15 protein-coding genes and 1 pseudogene are annotated in these 13,971 nt (G+C 74.6%); 3 read left to right on the forward strand and 13 right to left on the reverse strand.

Features of this window, described 5'->3' with window-relative positions; translation table 11 throughout:
* Positions 1 to 212 precede the first annotated feature (212 nt).
* The gene (locus ACFYVJ_RS08475) at positions 213 to 755 is read left to right on the forward strand and encodes a DUF1707 domain-containing protein (protein WP_388887802.1); all 543 of its coding nucleotides are present in this window, start codon (positions 213 to 215) and stop codon (positions 753 to 755) included.
* 18 nt (positions 756 to 773) lie between these two features.
* Here ACFYVJ_RS08475 and ACFYVJ_RS08480 read toward each other — a convergent pair whose 3' ends face one another.
* From ACFYVJ_RS08480 to ACFYVJ_RS08515, 8 genes and pseudogenes are all read right to left on the reverse strand, one after another.
* On the reverse strand, positions 774 to 2,354 hold the full coding sequence (locus ACFYVJ_RS08480; protein WP_388887804.1) for a DnaJ C-terminal domain-containing protein: 1,581 nt from the start codon (positions 2,352 to 2,354) through the stop codon (positions 774 to 776).
* A gap of 2 nt (positions 2,355 to 2,356) precedes the next feature.
* Positions 2,357 to 2,746 carry a hypothetical protein gene (locus ACFYVJ_RS08485; RefSeq protein ID WP_388887806.1) on the reverse strand — a complete coding sequence of 130 codons (390 nt, stop codon included), beginning with the start codon at positions 2,744 to 2,746 and terminating at the stop codon, positions 2,357 to 2,359.
* 14 nt (positions 2,747 to 2,760) lie between these two features.
* Positions 2,761 to 3,840, reverse strand: a complete 1,080-nt coding sequence (locus ACFYVJ_RS08490) for a hypothetical protein (RefSeq protein WP_388887807.1) — start codon at positions 3,838 to 3,840, stop codon at positions 2,761 to 2,763.
* The gene (locus tag ACFYVJ_RS08495; RefSeq protein WP_388887808.1) at positions 3,837 to 5,846 is read right to left on the reverse strand and encodes an ABC transporter substrate-binding protein; all 2,010 of its coding nucleotides are present in this window, start codon (positions 5,844 to 5,846) and stop codon (positions 3,837 to 3,839) included. The genes ACFYVJ_RS08490 and ACFYVJ_RS08495 overlap by 4 nt, the downstream gene beginning before the upstream one ends.
* Positions 5,843 to 6,652: a toll/interleukin-1 receptor domain-containing protein gene (locus ACFYVJ_RS08500; RefSeq protein ID WP_388887809.1), complete on the reverse strand. Its 810-nt coding sequence runs from the start codon at positions 6,650 to 6,652 to the stop codon at positions 5,843 to 5,845. The genes ACFYVJ_RS08495 and ACFYVJ_RS08500 overlap by 4 nt, the downstream gene beginning before the upstream one ends.
* 46 nt (positions 6,653 to 6,698) lie before the next feature.
* Positions 6,699 to 8,075, reverse strand: coding sequence for a helix-turn-helix domain-containing protein (locus ACFYVJ_RS08505; RefSeq protein ID WP_388887810.1), 1,377 nt, complete (start codon positions 8,073 to 8,075; stop codon positions 6,699 to 6,701).
* Positions 8,076 to 8,242: 167 nt separating this feature from the next.
* A complete protein-coding gene (locus ACFYVJ_RS08510) occupies positions 8,243 to 8,395 on the reverse strand; it encodes a hypothetical protein (RefSeq protein ID WP_388887920.1) in 153 nt (50 codons plus the stop codon).
* 23 nt (positions 8,396 to 8,418) lie between these two features.
* Positions 8,419 to 8,610 (reverse strand): annotated as a pseudogene (locus tag ACFYVJ_RS08515) (ATP-binding cassette domain-containing protein); the annotation flags it as partial.
* A 284-nt stretch (positions 8,611 to 8,894) separates the two neighbouring features.
* On the opposite strand from ACFYVJ_RS08515, the gene ACFYVJ_RS08520 reads away from it, so the two are divergent.
* Entirely contained in the window at positions 8,895 to 10,424 is a 1,530-nt protein-coding gene (locus tag ACFYVJ_RS08520; RefSeq protein ID WP_388887811.1) for an MFS transporter, read from the forward strand.
* A gap of 207 nt (positions 10,425 to 10,631) precedes the next feature.
* Positions 10,632 to 11,207, forward strand: a complete 576-nt coding sequence (locus ACFYVJ_RS08525; protein ID WP_388887813.1) for a TetR/AcrR family transcriptional regulator — start codon at positions 10,632 to 10,634, stop codon at positions 11,205 to 11,207.
* Positions 11,208 to 11,219: 12 nt separating this feature from the next.
* Here ACFYVJ_RS08525 and ACFYVJ_RS08530 read toward each other — a convergent pair whose 3' ends face one another.
* The 5 genes from ACFYVJ_RS08530 to ACFYVJ_RS08550 form a co-directional block, all read right to left on the reverse strand.
* A complete protein-coding gene (locus ACFYVJ_RS08530) occupies positions 11,220 to 11,627 on the reverse strand; it encodes a RidA family protein (RefSeq protein ID WP_388887815.1) in 408 nt (135 codons plus the stop codon).
* A 106-nt stretch (positions 11,628 to 11,733) separates the two neighbouring features.
* Entirely contained in the window at positions 11,734 to 12,324 is a 591-nt protein-coding gene (locus ACFYVJ_RS08535; RefSeq protein WP_388887817.1) for a hypothetical protein, read from the reverse strand.
* A gap of 136 nt (positions 12,325 to 12,460) precedes the next feature.
* Positions 12,461 to 12,817 carry a thioredoxin family protein gene (locus tag ACFYVJ_RS08540; RefSeq protein WP_388887819.1) on the reverse strand — a complete coding sequence of 119 codons (357 nt, stop codon included), beginning with the start codon at positions 12,815 to 12,817 and terminating at the stop codon, positions 12,461 to 12,463.
* A gap of 13 nt (positions 12,818 to 12,830) precedes the next feature.
* Positions 12,831 to 13,244, reverse strand: a complete 414-nt coding sequence (locus ACFYVJ_RS08545; RefSeq protein ID WP_388887821.1) for a MerR family transcriptional regulator — start codon at positions 13,242 to 13,244, stop codon at positions 12,831 to 12,833.
* A gap of 48 nt (positions 13,245 to 13,292) precedes the next feature.
* Positions 13,293 to 13,940, reverse strand: coding sequence for a class I SAM-dependent methyltransferase (locus tag ACFYVJ_RS08550; RefSeq protein ID WP_388887823.1), 648 nt, complete (start codon positions 13,938 to 13,940; stop codon positions 13,293 to 13,295).
* Positions 13,941 to 13,971 lie beyond the last annotated feature (31 nt).

The raw sequence follows: 13,971 nt of genomic DNA on the forward strand, positions 1-13,971 counted from the left end.
ACTCCCTTTTCTGGACACAGAGGGATTTCAGAAGCATACGGCTCATGCCCCGGATACCCGGTAAGACCGGTGACGCCCCCGGGGGGTTGTAGAAGCAACCGGCGCAAATCCCCCGGCCTTTCAGGCCCCGGGCGGGGATCGCACGACGCGTATCGGGGCGCGGGCGCGCCTGGCCCGGCGGCGGCGTACGCGGGCGGCGCTACAGTGAGCGCGTGACTTCCCCTCCGGACGACGCATCCACGCTGGTCGGCGACGGCGAACGGGACGACGGCGCCCGGCGGTTGCGGGACGCGTACGCCGAAGGGCGGCTGACCCACGAGGACATGGACGCGCGCCTCGACCGCGTGCTCACCGCCGCCACCCGCGGCGAACTGGCCGAGGCGCTGGCGTCGTTGCCTGCGGCCGACCCGGGCACGTCGGCCGCGATCGGGGCCGCGACCGGGCGGGTGAAGCGGAGCGGCGTGTGGCGGGTGCCGCGGACGCTGAAGGTGGACTCGGCGCTGGGGCGGGTGCGGCTGGACCTGTCGCGGGCGGTCATCGAGCACCCGGTGGTCGACATCGTGCTCAACGTCGGCACCGGCAGGGCCTCGATCACCGTTCCGCACGACGCCGTGGTCGACCTCGACGGCGTGCAGACCGGCATGAAGGACTCCGTCTACAAGGCCCCGCGCCGGCCCGCCTCCGGCGGGCCGACGATCCGGATCACGGGCGTCATGGGCTTCGGCCGGCTGACCGTACGGCACGCCCGCCGCTGACCGGACGGGGACCGGGCGTCAGCCGTCGAGGTCCACGTGCACGAAGAGGTCGCCGCGGCCTTGGCCTTCGAGGCGGGTCATGCCGAGATTACGCAGCCGGAGGGCCTGGTCGTCGCGCATGCCGGCGGGGATGCGGACGAGCTTCTCGCCGTCGATCAGGGTCGGTACGAAGGCGGTGGTGCCCCCGGCCACCTGCTCCGGGGGCAGCAGGACGTGGACGTGGAGGTCGTCGCCTTCGCGGGTGAAGCGGGGGTGCGGCCGCTGGGTGACGTCGACGTAGAGGTCCGCCGGAGGGCCGCCGCCGGGGCCGACCTCGCCCTCGTCGGCGAGCCTGATGCGGCTGCCGTCGCCGATGCCCGCCGGGATCCGGACGCGGAGCGTACGGCGGGTGCGTACCCGGCCGTCGCCGTCGCACGTGGGGCACGGGTGCGGCAGGAAGGTGCCGAGTCCCTTGCACGGTCCGCATGCGGCCGATGTCCGGACCTGGCCGAGGAAGGAGCGCTTGACCTTCATCACCTGGCCCGTACCGTCGCAGTCCCGGCACTTCTCCAGCGTGGTCCCCGCCGCCGCGAGCCCGCCCGAGCAGGCCGGACAGAGGACCGCCGTGTCGATCACGAACTCCTCGACCGTGCCCCGGGCCATGTCCTCCAGGTCCAGGTCGAGCGGGAGCGTGGCGTCGGTGCCCCGGCGGGAGCGGCCCGGCCCCGGCGGCGTGCCCGCCGCGCCGAAGAAGGCGTCCATGATGTCGCTGAAGTCCGTGTTCTCCGCCGCCGGTACGGACTCGTCGACCCTGTCCGCGCCGGCCGCCGCTGACGCGCCGCCCACGGGCTCGTGGTCCGCGTGCTCCGGTGGCGGCACCCGGGCGAGGACGACCTGGTACTCCACGTCGGCCCACATCCGGGGCCGCTGCCGTACGCCGGCGCGGTGCAGCGACTCGTAGACGTAGTCGTACAGCTCCGTCACCGTGATCCGGCCGTCGCCGTCGAGGTCCGCCGCGCCGGTGGCCAGCCCCTCGATGAGCGCGCCGGTGAACCGGGACGGCTGCGGGGCGGCGGCCTCCAGGCGCTCGCCCTCCCAGGCGTACTCGGTGCGGCTGGTGGCGGTGAGCACCACCCGTCCGGAACCGGCGAGTTCCTCCCGCAGATGCACCTGGTCGTCGCCCTTGGCGCCGGTCAGGAACGCGCCGCTGTAGCAGCAGTCGAGCAGCACGACGACCGTGCGCGCCCGGCAGCGCTCCAACTGGCCGCGCAGGAACGCGGCGGGCATGGCGGTCGAGGCGGGCAGGTCGCGGTCGGTGTCGCGGGCGGCGAAGTGGAGGTGTCCTTCGTCGTCCTTGATGCCGTGGCAGGAGAGATGGAGAAGCAGGAGGTCGTCGCGGCTGCGGTCGCGGAAGAAGCGCTCGACGGCGCGCATCACCCGGTGCGCGGGCGCGTCCTTCACCTGCTCGGCCCGGAAGCCCCCGATCGCCGGGTCGGCCAGCGCCCGGGCGAGGCCGGCGCAGTCCTGGCCGGGCGAACGGAGCGGGCGGAAGGCGCCGTCGTCGTACGTGTCGGTGGCGATGAGCAGCGCGTCACGGCTGCCGGAGCCGGGTTCTGCCACGGCTAGTCCCGCGCGTCGAGGAACGCCTCGATGAGGCGCTGCTTCTCGGCGTCGGTGGCGTCGCCGAGCTCGATGCTGCGGCCGTCCAGCTCCAGCCGTACGGACCGGACGGGCCGGTTCTGCAACCACGCCTCCACCAGCCGCACGACGGACCGCAGCACGACCGGCGCCACCGTCACGGCGAGCACCCCGAGGGCCAGGCCCTCCCCGGACTTGGCCCCCTCGGGCGCCCGGCCGCCGGCCGGCCCGGCCCGTACGTCGCCGACCTCCAGCTCCAGCAGCGACCGCCGCAACTGCCCGGTGAGCGAGTCCAGTTCCTCGTCATCGACGTCCGCCCCACCGACCACGGTCAACCGCACCGCACCGGCGCTCTCCCCACCCCTGTCCGCCATGGGCACGAGTCTATTCAGCCCCCGTCCGCGAACGGCCCTTCCCCGCGGGGAGGTTGCTCATCCGTGCAGAGGGGCGGGTCCTCGGGAAACCCGAAGAACCGCCGCAGCGCGTCGGCCTCCTCCTTCCTCTCCGACGCCTCCATGGCCTCGGCCACCCGCGAGATCAGCAGGATGGTCTCCGGGTCCCTGCGCCCGAGCCTGAGCCAGTCGGCCGTCAGGTCGGCGAACTGCTCCTCCGGCGGCACGACCGCCGCCTCCTCCTCCGGCTCGGGCGCGGGCTCGTATTCCGGCTCGGGATCGGGTTCCGGTGCGTACAGCAGGTCGCGGAAGGGCGGGGCGACCTCGCTGTTGTTCGCCGCGGCGGAGAGCTGGGCGAGCAGCCCGATGCGCTCGACCGTGCCCTCCACCTGCTCGTCGTTGCGCGCGAGCCACCAGACGACGGCGCTGCCGGGGTCCTTGAGGACGTCGTCGGAGAGGTACATGCGCTTGTTCCGCTCGTAGTTGCGCTCGTGCTCCCAGACGTCCTCGTCCTTCCGTACGTTCGACAGCTTGCTCAGCCGCTCCCGGTCGGAGTCCGACAGCGCCAGGCCCACGTCCTTCGCCATGGCCAGCACACGGCCCGAGGCATCCGGCTCCATGACGCTCAGCACGCCGTTGAGCTGGTGCTGGGCCATGGCCGCCGACCGCGGCGACTGCCGGGCGGCGAACTCCCGGGCGCGCAGCAGGACGGCGTGCACGGCGAGGCCGCAGGGGTCGAAGTGCGGGCTCTCGCAGTCCTCGGGGATCCAGCGCACGGTGGCGGAGAACAGGAAGTCGTAGTCGGGCACGGCGCTGGGCAGCGACACGTTCGTGACGCGGTGCTCCTGGCGCGGCGGGGGCGGGATCGGCAGGTCGGGCTCCAGGGTGTTCTCCGGCGGGATCCGCCCGCCGCGGTACGCGCCCGCGCGAGCGGCGGCGACGGTGCCCGTCAGCGCTACGGCACCGAGGGCGGGCCAGAGCCACGAGGGCCAGTCGGCGGCGAGGCCCGCGATGGTGAGCACGAGCAGGCAGATGACGGTGAGGAAGACCGTCAGGATGCGATGGCCGGAACTCATCGGGGGGCCTCCGGAGGGGCGTCGGTGTCGGGGGGTTCGGGCTCCGCGGCCCGCCGGCCGATGCCCTGGGCGGCGTCGAGGCGGCGCCGGTAGCGCTCCGCCACGTCACGGCGCTGCGCGCGGTCGGAGCCGGCGGCGAGGGCCCACCCCTGCGAGAGGACGTAGGTGCGGCCGGCCGCAGCGGGGTACGGGGCCGCGGCGGCGGCCAGCGTCGCGAGCAGCGCGTCGCGGTGGGCGGGAGTGCGCGCTGCCTGGGCGGCGGTGAGCCAGGCGGGGACGTGCGGCGCCCACTCCGCGTGCGGCCGGTGCGCGAACACGGCGGCCCAGCACTCGGCCAGCCGTCTGCGGGCGGTGGTCCCGGTGCACAGGTCCGGATCGCGGGCCGCCGCGTCGGCGAGGGCGAGGAAGATGCGGTCCTCGGGGGCACGGAACCCCCTGGGTCCGATGCCGTATGCGGTGAGGCGGTAGAGCAGCCGGCCGCACAGGCGCGGTTCGCTCGTGACGAGGGTGAGCAGGGCGTCGAGCGCGGGGCGGCGGTCGCCGTCATCGTCCGCGCGGGCCAGGTAGTGCAGCCTGACAAGGGCCTCGTCCGGATGGCTCACGGCGATGACGTCGGAGCAGACCACGGTCAGCGCCAGCCGGTACGTCCGGGAAAGCGTCTCCTTCTTCAGTTGGGCGAGGATCTCCTGCCGTACGGCGCGGCCGTGGACGTCGTCGCGCAGCGCGGCCGCCAGGGCCTGCACGGCGTCGGGCATGAATCCGCGCGTCCCCTGGGGGGTCCACTCGCGGGCGAGCGCAACCAGTTCCTCGGGGCGGCCGGTGCGCAGCGACTGCTCGGCGAAGTGGTCGATGAGCTGGTCCCGTTCCTGGCGGTTCAGCCGCAACTTCTGCCCGCAGTACGCGACCCAGGTGCGGAAATGGGGCCGCAGGTCGGGGAAGTAGGACCAGAAGTGGCCGAGCACGGCACGGACGTGGCCCGGCTCCGTGAATCGCACCCGGCCCTGCCCGACGACGCATTCGAGGTTGCTCAGTTCGGTGTTGAAGTCGGCCCGGTCGAGCCGCGGGCGTTCGTCCTCGGGGTGGTCGACCACGGCCAGGAGGGCCGTCGCGGCGTGGTAAATGGTGTCCGGCGCGCAGCCGTGGAGCATTGCGACGGTCAGTGCCAGTGCCCGCTGCCGGCCGTTTGCCAGTCCTCGGACGAACTCGGGCCCCTGCGGGTCGTCCTCGACAAGCTGCGCCAGCCGGTCAGGCCACCAGGTGCTGAAGGACCCGGCGGGCGAATCATTCCGTGACCGTCGAATGAGATCCGCCAGCCGCGCGACATCGCGCATCGGCACGGCTGTCAGGAAGTGAGCCAGGGCGGGTGCGGCGAGTGCGGCCGGGGGCGGTGTGATGCCCTCCCGGCGCAGGTGGCGCATCAGCACGTCGGCGGAGCGTGGCCGGCCGAGGGGTACCGTGAGCCGCTGCAACTCCGCATTCAAAGAGCCTTCGAGGCGCGGGGACACCACGACTACGAGTCGGGCGCCGCGCTGCTCGACGACCGCCCGAAAGGCGGAGAGCTCGCTCTGCACCCCCAGGAAACGGTTCGTCTCACACGCCGACAGGTCGAGCAGCAGGCGGTCGCCGTCGGCGACGGTCCGCCGATCGAGCGTCACCCGGCCGTCCTCGTCGTCCTCCGGATCGACCTCGTGGATGCCGCTACCGGCGGCGGCACGTTCGTACAGCAGCATCTGCGCCGCGGATCGGCGGCCGACGCCTGGCTCTCCGGACAGGACGACGGTGCGGTTGCCGTGCAGCAGGTGGCGAGCCTCGCCGAGCCGCCGAGGCGGTACGAAGCGCTCATACAGGAAGCCGAGTTGCCGCTCGGCGATGGCGCGTCGGTCCTTGCCGTGGGTGCCAAGGCGCTGGGACGCCTCGGCCATCTCCGCAAAGAAGATGTATTGATCCCCGGCCCCGGTGTGGAACGGGGCCCGGGCCTCGCCGACGAACGTGCCGAAGTCCGTCATCGGTCGTTCTCCCGGCGGCGGCGCGCGGGGCCGAAGTTCTGGTCGATACCGCCGTGGTCGCCGCCGCCGACGATGTTGCCGTCGCCGGTGACCTGGGGGCCGTTGATCTGGTCGCCGTCGACGCGGTCGCCGCTGACCAGGTCGCCGGAGCCGCTGTGGAACGGGGCGTTCGCCTCGCCGACGACGGTGCCGATGCGGCCGCTGACGTTGCCGATGCCGCCGCTCTGGCCGGTGTTGTGCATCCCCGGGGCCGTGTCGTCGGCCCCGGGACCCTGTTCGGCGGGCGGCGCCGCCGCCGTCACGGCCGGGTCCGGGCCGCGGTCGGCGGCGGCGAGTTCGGGGACCTGCTTGGCGAGCTGGTCGCCGATGAGCGCGAGGTCGTGGCCGGCGGTGCGTAACGTGAAGCGCATGTACTGGCAGTCCGCCAGCGCCACGATGCTCTCGGGCAGCCGGCGCGGGTCGAGCTGTTCGGTGTGGCGGCCGATGAGGACGGGCAGCACGGCGACGCCGTGCGCGAACGCCTCCTCGATCTCGCGGCGCACCCAGTCGTCCTCGTGGTCGAGCGCCCTGGTGCCCGGCCGGGCGGGGTGGACGGTGTCGGTCCAGCCGTGGCCGATCAGCGCGAGCAGGATGCTGCTGCGGCGTACGCCCTTGGTCAGCGCGTCGTTGTAGTTCTCGCCCGCGGGGATGGACTGGGCGGCGAGGAAGACCATGCGGTCGCCGAAGCGGCGGGTCAGCTCGTGGTAGAGCGCGTAGGCGGCGTCCTTGCCGTCGCTGGTGCGGTAGTTGATGAAGATTTCGGGCATGGCGGAGCGTCCTCTCGTACGGGTGGTGGTGGAGCGGGGCGGTCGGTCAGCGGTTGGTGGTGCGTGGCGCGGTGGCGGTGAGGGCCGCGGTGAGGTCGGGGCTCAGGTCCCGTACCGCGGCGTTGCGCGGGTGGCGGCCCAGGATGCGGGCCGTGCGGCGGAGGTCGGCGCCGATGGTGGCGGAGTGGACGACGGTGGCGTGACCGAGGAGCGGGCGCAGGAGGCCGCAGGCGTGCTCGACCTGGCCGGACGCGGCGTGCGCGAGGGCGAGGCGGACGCCGGAGCGGGTGCGGCTGCGTAACGCGTGGAGTGGCATGCGGTCCGTCTCCCGGGCGAGGTAGTCGGCGGCGCGCTGGGGGCGGCCGAGGTGGTACAGGCACCAGCCGGTGTAGAGCGACACCACGTCCGGGACGTGGGAGGCGCCGATGACAGGCTCCCCGGGGTCCGGCCGGTCGAGGGCGAGGAGTTCGCGGGCCCGGTCGAGGCTGTGCATGGACGCGCTGTAGTTGCCGTCGAGCGCGTGGCCCTGGGCTTCGTGCTGGGCGGCGAGGCCGCGGATACGCGGTGGGCCGTCGCCGTCGCGGGCGTGCCCGGCGAGGCCGACGGCCTGCGCCACGTCGCCGCGGAGGAGGCTGACGAGGGCGCGCCGGACCAGGCCGTACGCCGCCAGGTGGCGGTCGTCGCCGGCCGCCGCCAGCTCCACGGCCCGGTCGGTCCACCACAGGGCGGCCTCGTCGTTGCCGGCCTCCTGGGCCATCCAGCCGGTGTACTCGGCGAACCGGGCCGCCAGCACCAGCAGTTCGCGCCGGGTGCGCGGGCCGGAGCGCAGGGCGAGTTGCTCGGTGGTGTGCGTCTGGGCGATCAGCGCGGGCAGCAGCAGCGCGGGGTCGGCCGTCTGGCCGAGGCGGCGGAACTGCGCGAACACCGCGCGGGACGCCTCGATCAGCGTCGTCCCCCCGGCGTCGGCGGCCGCGCGCAGACCACCGGCGCCGAGCGCGGCGCCGGGGCCGGCGCGGTCGGTACCGGCGCCGGGACGTGCGTCGCCACCGGCGTCGAGCGCGAAGACCGGAGCGGTGTCGCCGCCGCTGCCGGCCGCGGCGGGCTGCTGCCCCGCCGTCGGCTCGAACCGGCTCGACCCGTCCTTGTGCATGCGCAACGTCCACACCTCACCGTCGTGGCTTGCAGGAGAGCGCCGGGCGGACACGGCGCGCTCGGGTACGAGGGCGGCGAGCGCGCCGCCCGCGCCGAGCGCTGTGTCGCACCACCGGGCGAGCTCCGGAGTGGGGCTCTTCTGCCCGGTCTCGACCTTGCTCAGATGGCTCTTGCTGTAGTGCACCTGCGCGGCGAGACGATCGAGCGTGAGCCCCGCCGCCAGGCGCCGCCTGCGGAGTTCGGGGCCGAACCCGTGCGTGCGCTCAGGCATCCGGCCTCCCGTGACCGGGCCGCTGTCGCGGCCTTCGATCGCCGGCACCAGTCAGCGTGCGGCAGTGGACTCGGGTCGGACAAGGCGAAGGTGGCTGTTTCCCGTTTCCCATACGGAGAGTGAACGAACGGGGCTCCCCGGCTGTCGAGAGGCGCCTCCGCCAATCGTCAGGAGACCGCCGTGGTGGCCGGGGTGTGGGTGGCCCGTTGGAAGGCGGCGTAGGGGCCGTTGCGGGACAGGAGGGTGTCGTGGGTGCCCTCTTCGGTGATGCGGCCCCCGTCGAGGAAGACGATGCGGTCCGCACGGCGGACCGTGCGCATGCGGTGGGCCACGATGACGAGCCCCGGAGGACGAACGAGACCGCGCGGCAGAGGTCGGGGCCCGCCATGTCGCGCAGGTCGACGCCGCCGAGGAGGACCGCGCCCCGGTCGGGGTCGAAGAACCGCGGCAGCAGCCGGACCAGGGTCGACTTCCCGCTGCCCGACGGGCCGACGACCGCGGTGACGGTGCCCGGTTCGAGGACCAGGTCGACCCCGGGCGCCGCCGACCTCGCGTTCGGCCTGCGCCGTCTCGACCCGTCCCGCCAGCCGCAGTTGGCCGCCATCGGCGACCTGTGGCCGGAGCGCTCGGCCCTCGACCTGTATCCGCAGGTGCTGCGGATCATCGTCGACGGACTCCTCGCCGAGGCCGGCCGGACCGTCTGAACCCACCGCCACCCCACGACCTCGGCGCCGTACGCCAAACAATTTGAACAAAACAACAACTAGAACTATCGTTCAAGAAGGAGGCCAGTCGTCCGCACCACCGAGGGAGCCCCGTATGACCACGTCCGTCGCCCGCCGCGCCGGCCCCCGGGAGTGGGCGGGGCTCGCCGTGCTCGCCGTCCCGACCGTGCTGCTCGGCCTGGACGTCACCGTCCTGTACCTCGCGCTCCCCGCGCTCGCCGCCGAGTTGCACCCCAGCGGCACCCAATCCCTGTGGATCATGGACGCGTACGGCTTCCTGATCGCCGGATTCCTGGTCACCATGGGCACGTTGGGCGACCGCTTCGGCCGCCGCCGGCTGCTGCTCGTCGGCGCCGCCGCCTTCGGCGCCGCGTCGGTCGCCGCCGCGTACGCCCCCAGCGCGGAGGCGCTCATCGCCGCCCGCGCGGCGCTCGGGGTCGCCGGGGCGACGCTCATGCCGTCGACGCTCGCGCTGATCAGCAACATGTTCGCCGACGCCCGCCAGCGCGCGCTCGCCATCGGCGTCTGGGCGACGATGTTCGCGCTGGGCATGGCCGCGGGGCCGCTCGTCGGCGGGGCGCTGCTGGAGCGCTTCTGGTGGGGCTCGGCGTTCCTCGTCGCCGTGCCGATGGTCGCGGTGGTACTGGTCGCGGCGCCGTTCCTGCTGCCCGAGTACCGCGCGCGCCAGGACGGGCCCTTCGACCTCCCCAGCGTCGCGCTGTCGCTCGCCGCGATCCTGCCCGTGGTCTACGCGGTCAAGCACGTCGCCGCCGAGGGCGCCGGCGGTCTCGGGGGTGCGACGGTGCCGGCGCTGGCGGCCGGGGCGGCCGCGGGGGTGTGGTTCGTACGGCGGCAGCGCACGCTCGCCGCGCCGCTGCTGGACCTGCGGCTCTTCGCCGAGCGGACGTTCGGGGTGGCGCTGGGGCTGCTGCTGGTCGGGCTCGTCGGTGTCGGCGGGGTGATGTATCTGGTCACGCAGCACCTGCAGTTGGTCGAGGGCATGACGCCACTGGCCGCGGGGGTGTGGATGGGCCCGCCGGCGCTGATGATGTTCGTCGCCGCGATCGGGGCGCCGCTGCTGGCGCGCAGGGTCCGCCCTGGGTACGTCGTGGGGGCCACGCTCGGCGCGTCCACCATCGGGTACGGGCTGCTCGCCACCGTCGACCGCACGGACGGCGCGGCCCCGGTCGTCACCGGCTTCGCGCTCGTCTACCTCGGGCTCGGCGCCCTCGCCGCGCTCGGTACGGACCTCGTCGTCGGCTCGGCGCCGCCGGCGAAGGCGGGTTCCGCGTCGGCGCTGTCCGAGACGGTGCAGGAACTGGGGCTCGCGGTGGGGGTCGCGGTGCTGGGGAGCGTCACGACGGTGATCTACCGCGCCCGGATGGAGGGGTGGATTCCGGCCGGGCTGCCGGACGGGGCGCGCGCGGCGGCGGGCGACAGCCTCCCGGCCGCCGCGGGGGCGGAGTTGCCGGGGCAGGTGCTGCGGCGGTCGGAGGAGGCGTTCGTCTCGGGGCTGAACGTGGCCACGGGGATCATGGGGGTCGCGGTGGCGGCGCTCGCGGTGGTGGCGGCGGTGGCGCTGCGGGGGGTGGGGCCGACGCAGGGGGCGGAGGAGGACGGCTGAGCGGGGCGGCCGGTCGCGGAGGGGCGCGTCCCGTGGCGCGGGGCCTCCGGTCTCGTACGGGCCGCACCCTCCGCCGCGTACGAGCCTCGCCACCCGCGTCGTGCGGTCCTCTCCTCCCGGCCCCTACGAACCCGCCGGCCGCCCGCCCCCCGACTACCCTGGTCCCACCCACCACCCCGACGGGAGGCCCGCATCGTGGAGCACGGCGTGACGCGCCGCAAGGCCGAGCCCGTCGCCGACGGCCGCCGCGCCCGCGGCGTGCGCCGCCGGGCGGAGATCATCGAGGCCACGCTCCGCGTCGTCCAGCGCGACGGCGCCGGCGGCGTCACGCACCGCACCGTCGCCCGCGAGGCGGACGTCACCACCAGCCTCACCGCGTACTACTTCGCGACCCTCGACGACCTGCTGGTCGCGGCGCTGTCCACGGTCGCCGACGAGTACACCCACCGGCTGCACGAGATCATCGAGAGCGACACCGACGACCTGGAGGGACTCGCCGCCCTGGTCGCCTCCGCGGGCGGCGAGGGCCGCCGGCGCGCGCTCGCCGAGCGCGAGTTGTCCACGATGGCCGCCCGCCGCCCCGCCCTGCGGCCGGTCGCGCGGCGGTGGCGGGAGGTGGTGGCGCAGATCGGCGAGCGGCACTCCACCGACCCGCGGGCGGTCGACGCGCTCGTCGCCGCGACGGACGGGCTGTGCGCGGACATCCTGCTCACCGACGCCCGCCCGGACGTCCGCCGGATCCGGGCCGTGCTCGCGCACAGCCTGCGGACCGGCGGGGACTAGCGGGCCGGAAGGCTAGTCGACCACGGCGGCGACGGCCTCGATCTCCACGAGCTGGTCGTGGTAGCCGAGGACGGTGACGCCCATCAGCGTGCTGGGCACGTCGTGTTCGCCGAAGGCGTCACGTACCACCTGCCACGCCGTCACCAGATCCTCCTGGCGGGTGGAGGCGACGAGGACGCGGGTGCTGATCACGTCCGGCAGTGCGGCGCCCGCGTCCGCGAGCGCGGTGCGCAGGTTCTCGACGGACTTGGCCGCCTGCCCGGCGTAGTCCCCGACCGCGGCGGTGGAACCGTCCGCCTGCAGCGGACAGGCGCCCGCGAGGAAGATCAGCCGGGCCCCGGCGGGCGCCGTGGCGGCGTAGGCGTACTCGGCGACGTCCGACAGGGACGCGGAGCGGATCAGCGTGACGGCACGGGGCACGGGCAACTCCTTCTGAGCTGGGGGCGGACACCACGACCCTCGCAAGGATCGGCCCCGCCCGCCACGCATTTCTTTCCCGCCCCGAGAGCCCCCGCAGCACCGTGCGTCACACGGGGCAGGGGTGGTAGTGCAGGCTCAGCGCCTCGTCGACGGCCGCGCTGGTGCGGGTGGAGGCGGCGATGACCTCCGGCCAGGAGCCGTACTTGGCGTAGAGCTGGTCGGCCGTCGGGCCCAGGGGATTGCCGTACTTGGCCTGGTTGCGCTCCTCCAGGACGCGCACCTCCGCCGGCGTCATGCCGGCGCGGGTGATCTCCTTGGCCTGGTTGCGCATGTCGACCAGCTTCCTGGCGACCTCCTCGTCGGACGCGCCGTCCGCCCGCATCCGGGCCTCCGTGCGGCGCATGTCCTCCAGCAGCCCGTGGTAGCGCATCCGCGTCTGCTGGGCCTCGGCCTTCTCGTCCCACGGCAGCACCCGGATCCGGCACACGACGGGATCGGGGCTGGGGCAGGGCTCGGTGGCCGGGGCGGGCGGTGCGAGCGGGGCGGTGACGACGGAGCCGCAGGCTCCGGCCGGGCACGCGGCGGCGCGGTCCGCGGCCGGGCCCGCGAGCAGGGCGGCGGCGGTGAGGAGGGGCGCGAAGAGGAGCGTGAGGGCGCGCCGTAGACGGAATGCGCCGTGGGGAACGTATGCAGACATACGCGGAGTTTTGCCTCGTGTACGCGCACGGTCCCGCAGGCGCACCGGCGACCACCCCGCCCGGCGGACGCCCCTCCGGCCCCCGTCCCGCCGGCCGCCCGCACTCCCGCCGCCCCTTCCCCGGCGGCCGCCGGGGTCAGATCACGCCGTCGAGGTCCCGCAGGAGGCGGGCCCTGGAGCGGGCGCCGACCACGGACCGCACGGGCTCGCCGCCCTGGAAGACGAGCAGCGTCGGCACGGCGAGGACGCCGTGCGCGACGGTGGTCCCCGGGTTGTGGTCGACGTCGAGGCGCACGGCCCTGACCCGGTCGCCCAGTTCGGCGGCGAGCGCGCCGAGGACCGGGGTGAGCTGCTTGCACGACGGGCACCACTGGGCGGTGAACTGCACCAGCACCGGCACGTCCGCGCGCAGCACCTCCTCGGCGAACGTCTCGTCCGTCACGTACGGAACGCCCTGGGCCGCCGTCTGCGGTGTCGTTCCCGGTGTCGTCATGTGGCCTCTCCCGTCAGCCGCCGCACAGCGGCACGTCTCCGTCGGTCCCGCCCGCCGCGCCGCAGGGCGCCGGCAGCGCCTCCGCACGCGCCAACTGCGCGGTCAGGTGGTCGCGCGCCGCGCGCAGTCCGGCCATCAGCCCGTCCAGCTCGGCGATCTTCCTGCGGTACACCGCGCGCGCGTCGGGACACGAGTCGCCCGCCGGATGGCCGGCGCGCAGGCACTCCACGAACGGACGGGTGTCCTCCAGCTCGAAGCCGAAGTCCTGCAGCGTGCGGATCTGCGCGACGAGCCGCAGGGCGTCGTCGCGGTACACGCGGTGGCCGTTGGCGCCGCGGTCGGCGGCGGGCAGCAGCCCGCGCGACTCGTAGTAGCGCAGGGTCCGCGTGCTGACCCCGGCTCTCTCGGCGAGTTCCCCGATGCGCATACGGCCGACGTTAGACGTTGACGCCGACGTCAGGACAAGCGCGGGACGCTACGCCTCCGGCCGCCGGGCCAGGACGTAGGCGCGTGTCGTCTCGGGCTCCTGGGGGTAGTGGGCGCGCTCCAGCGTCGCCTCGACCTCGAAGCCGGCCGCCCCGAGCAGGGCGGCCACCGCCGCCGGCTCCAGGAAGCGGAAGTCCACGTCTACCGGGTGCCCCCACCAGTCGTCCAGGTGCCGCACCTCGGTGCCGGCGTGGAACGAGACCAGCAGCCGCCCGCCGGGCCGCAGCACCCGGCGGGCCTCGGCGAACGCGGGCGCCAGCTCGTCCGGTTCGAGGTGGATGACCGAGTACAGCGCGACCGCCGCGCCGAACTCGCCGTCCGCCGCGGGCAGCCGCAGCAGGTCGCCCTCGCGGAACTCCGCCGCCGGATGCTCGCGCCGGGCGAGCGCGAGCATGCCGGGCGACAGGTCGATCCCGACCGCCCGCGCCCCGTGGGCCGCGAGCCACCCCGTGACGTGCCCGGGCCCGCAGCCCAGGTCGGCGACCGGGGCGCCGTCCCCGGCCTGCTCCAGGAGGGCCGCGAGCAGCGCCCGGTCCAGCGGCTTGTGCGCCAGCTCACCGCCGACGGTGCCGAGGTAGGTCTCCGCCACGGTGTCGTAGCTGGTCCGGGTCCTGTCGTGGTCTCCCGCGCGCGCCATGGGGGACAGCATCCCACCACGGCCGCGCGGT

Source organism: Streptomyces sp. NPDC004134 (assembly GCF_042874195.1).
Lineage (GTDB): Bacteria > Actinomycetota > Actinomycetes > Streptomycetales > Streptomycetaceae > Streptomyces.

Coding starts and splice junctions, on each gene's coding strand:
- ACFYVJ_RS08500 (WP_388887809.1), bottom strand. CDS start 6,652: ATGCCCGAAATCTTCATCAACTACCGCACCAGCGACGGCAAGGACGCC.
- ACFYVJ_RS08535 (WP_388887817.1), bottom strand. CDS start 12,324: ATGTCTGCATACGTTCCCCACGGCGCATTCCGTCTACGGCGCGCCCTC.
- ACFYVJ_RS08485 (WP_388887806.1), bottom strand. CDS start 2,746: ATGGCGGACAGGGGTGGGGAGAGCGCCGGTGCGGTGCGGTTGACCGTG.
- ACFYVJ_RS08495 (WP_388887808.1), bottom strand. CDS start 5,846: ATGACGGACTTCGGCACGTTCGTCGGCGAGGCCCGGGCCCCGTTCCAC.
- ACFYVJ_RS08520 (WP_388887811.1), top strand. CDS start 8,895: ATGACCACGTCCGTCGCCCGCCGCGCCGGCCCCCGGGAGTGGGCGGGG.
- ACFYVJ_RS08540 (WP_388887819.1), bottom strand. CDS start 12,817: ATGACGACACCGGGAACGACACCGCAGACGGCGGCCCAGGGCGTTCCG.
- ACFYVJ_RS08505 (WP_388887810.1), bottom strand. CDS start 8,075: ATGCCTGAGCGCACGCACGGGTTCGGCCCCGAACTCCGCAGGCGGCGC.
- ACFYVJ_RS08490 (WP_388887807.1), bottom strand. CDS start 3,840: ATGAGTTCCGGCCATCGCATCCTGACGGTCTTCCTCACCGTCATCTGC.
- ACFYVJ_RS08510 (WP_388887920.1), bottom strand. CDS start 8,395: ATGCGCACGGTCCGCCGTGCGGACCGCATCGTCTTCCTCGACGGGGGC.
- ACFYVJ_RS08545 (WP_388887821.1), bottom strand. CDS start 13,244: ATGCGCATCGGGGAACTCGCCGAGAGAGCCGGGGTCAGCACGCGGACC.
- ACFYVJ_RS08550 (WP_388887823.1), bottom strand. CDS start 13,940: ATGGCGCGCGCGGGAGACCACGACAGGACCCGGACCAGCTACGACACC.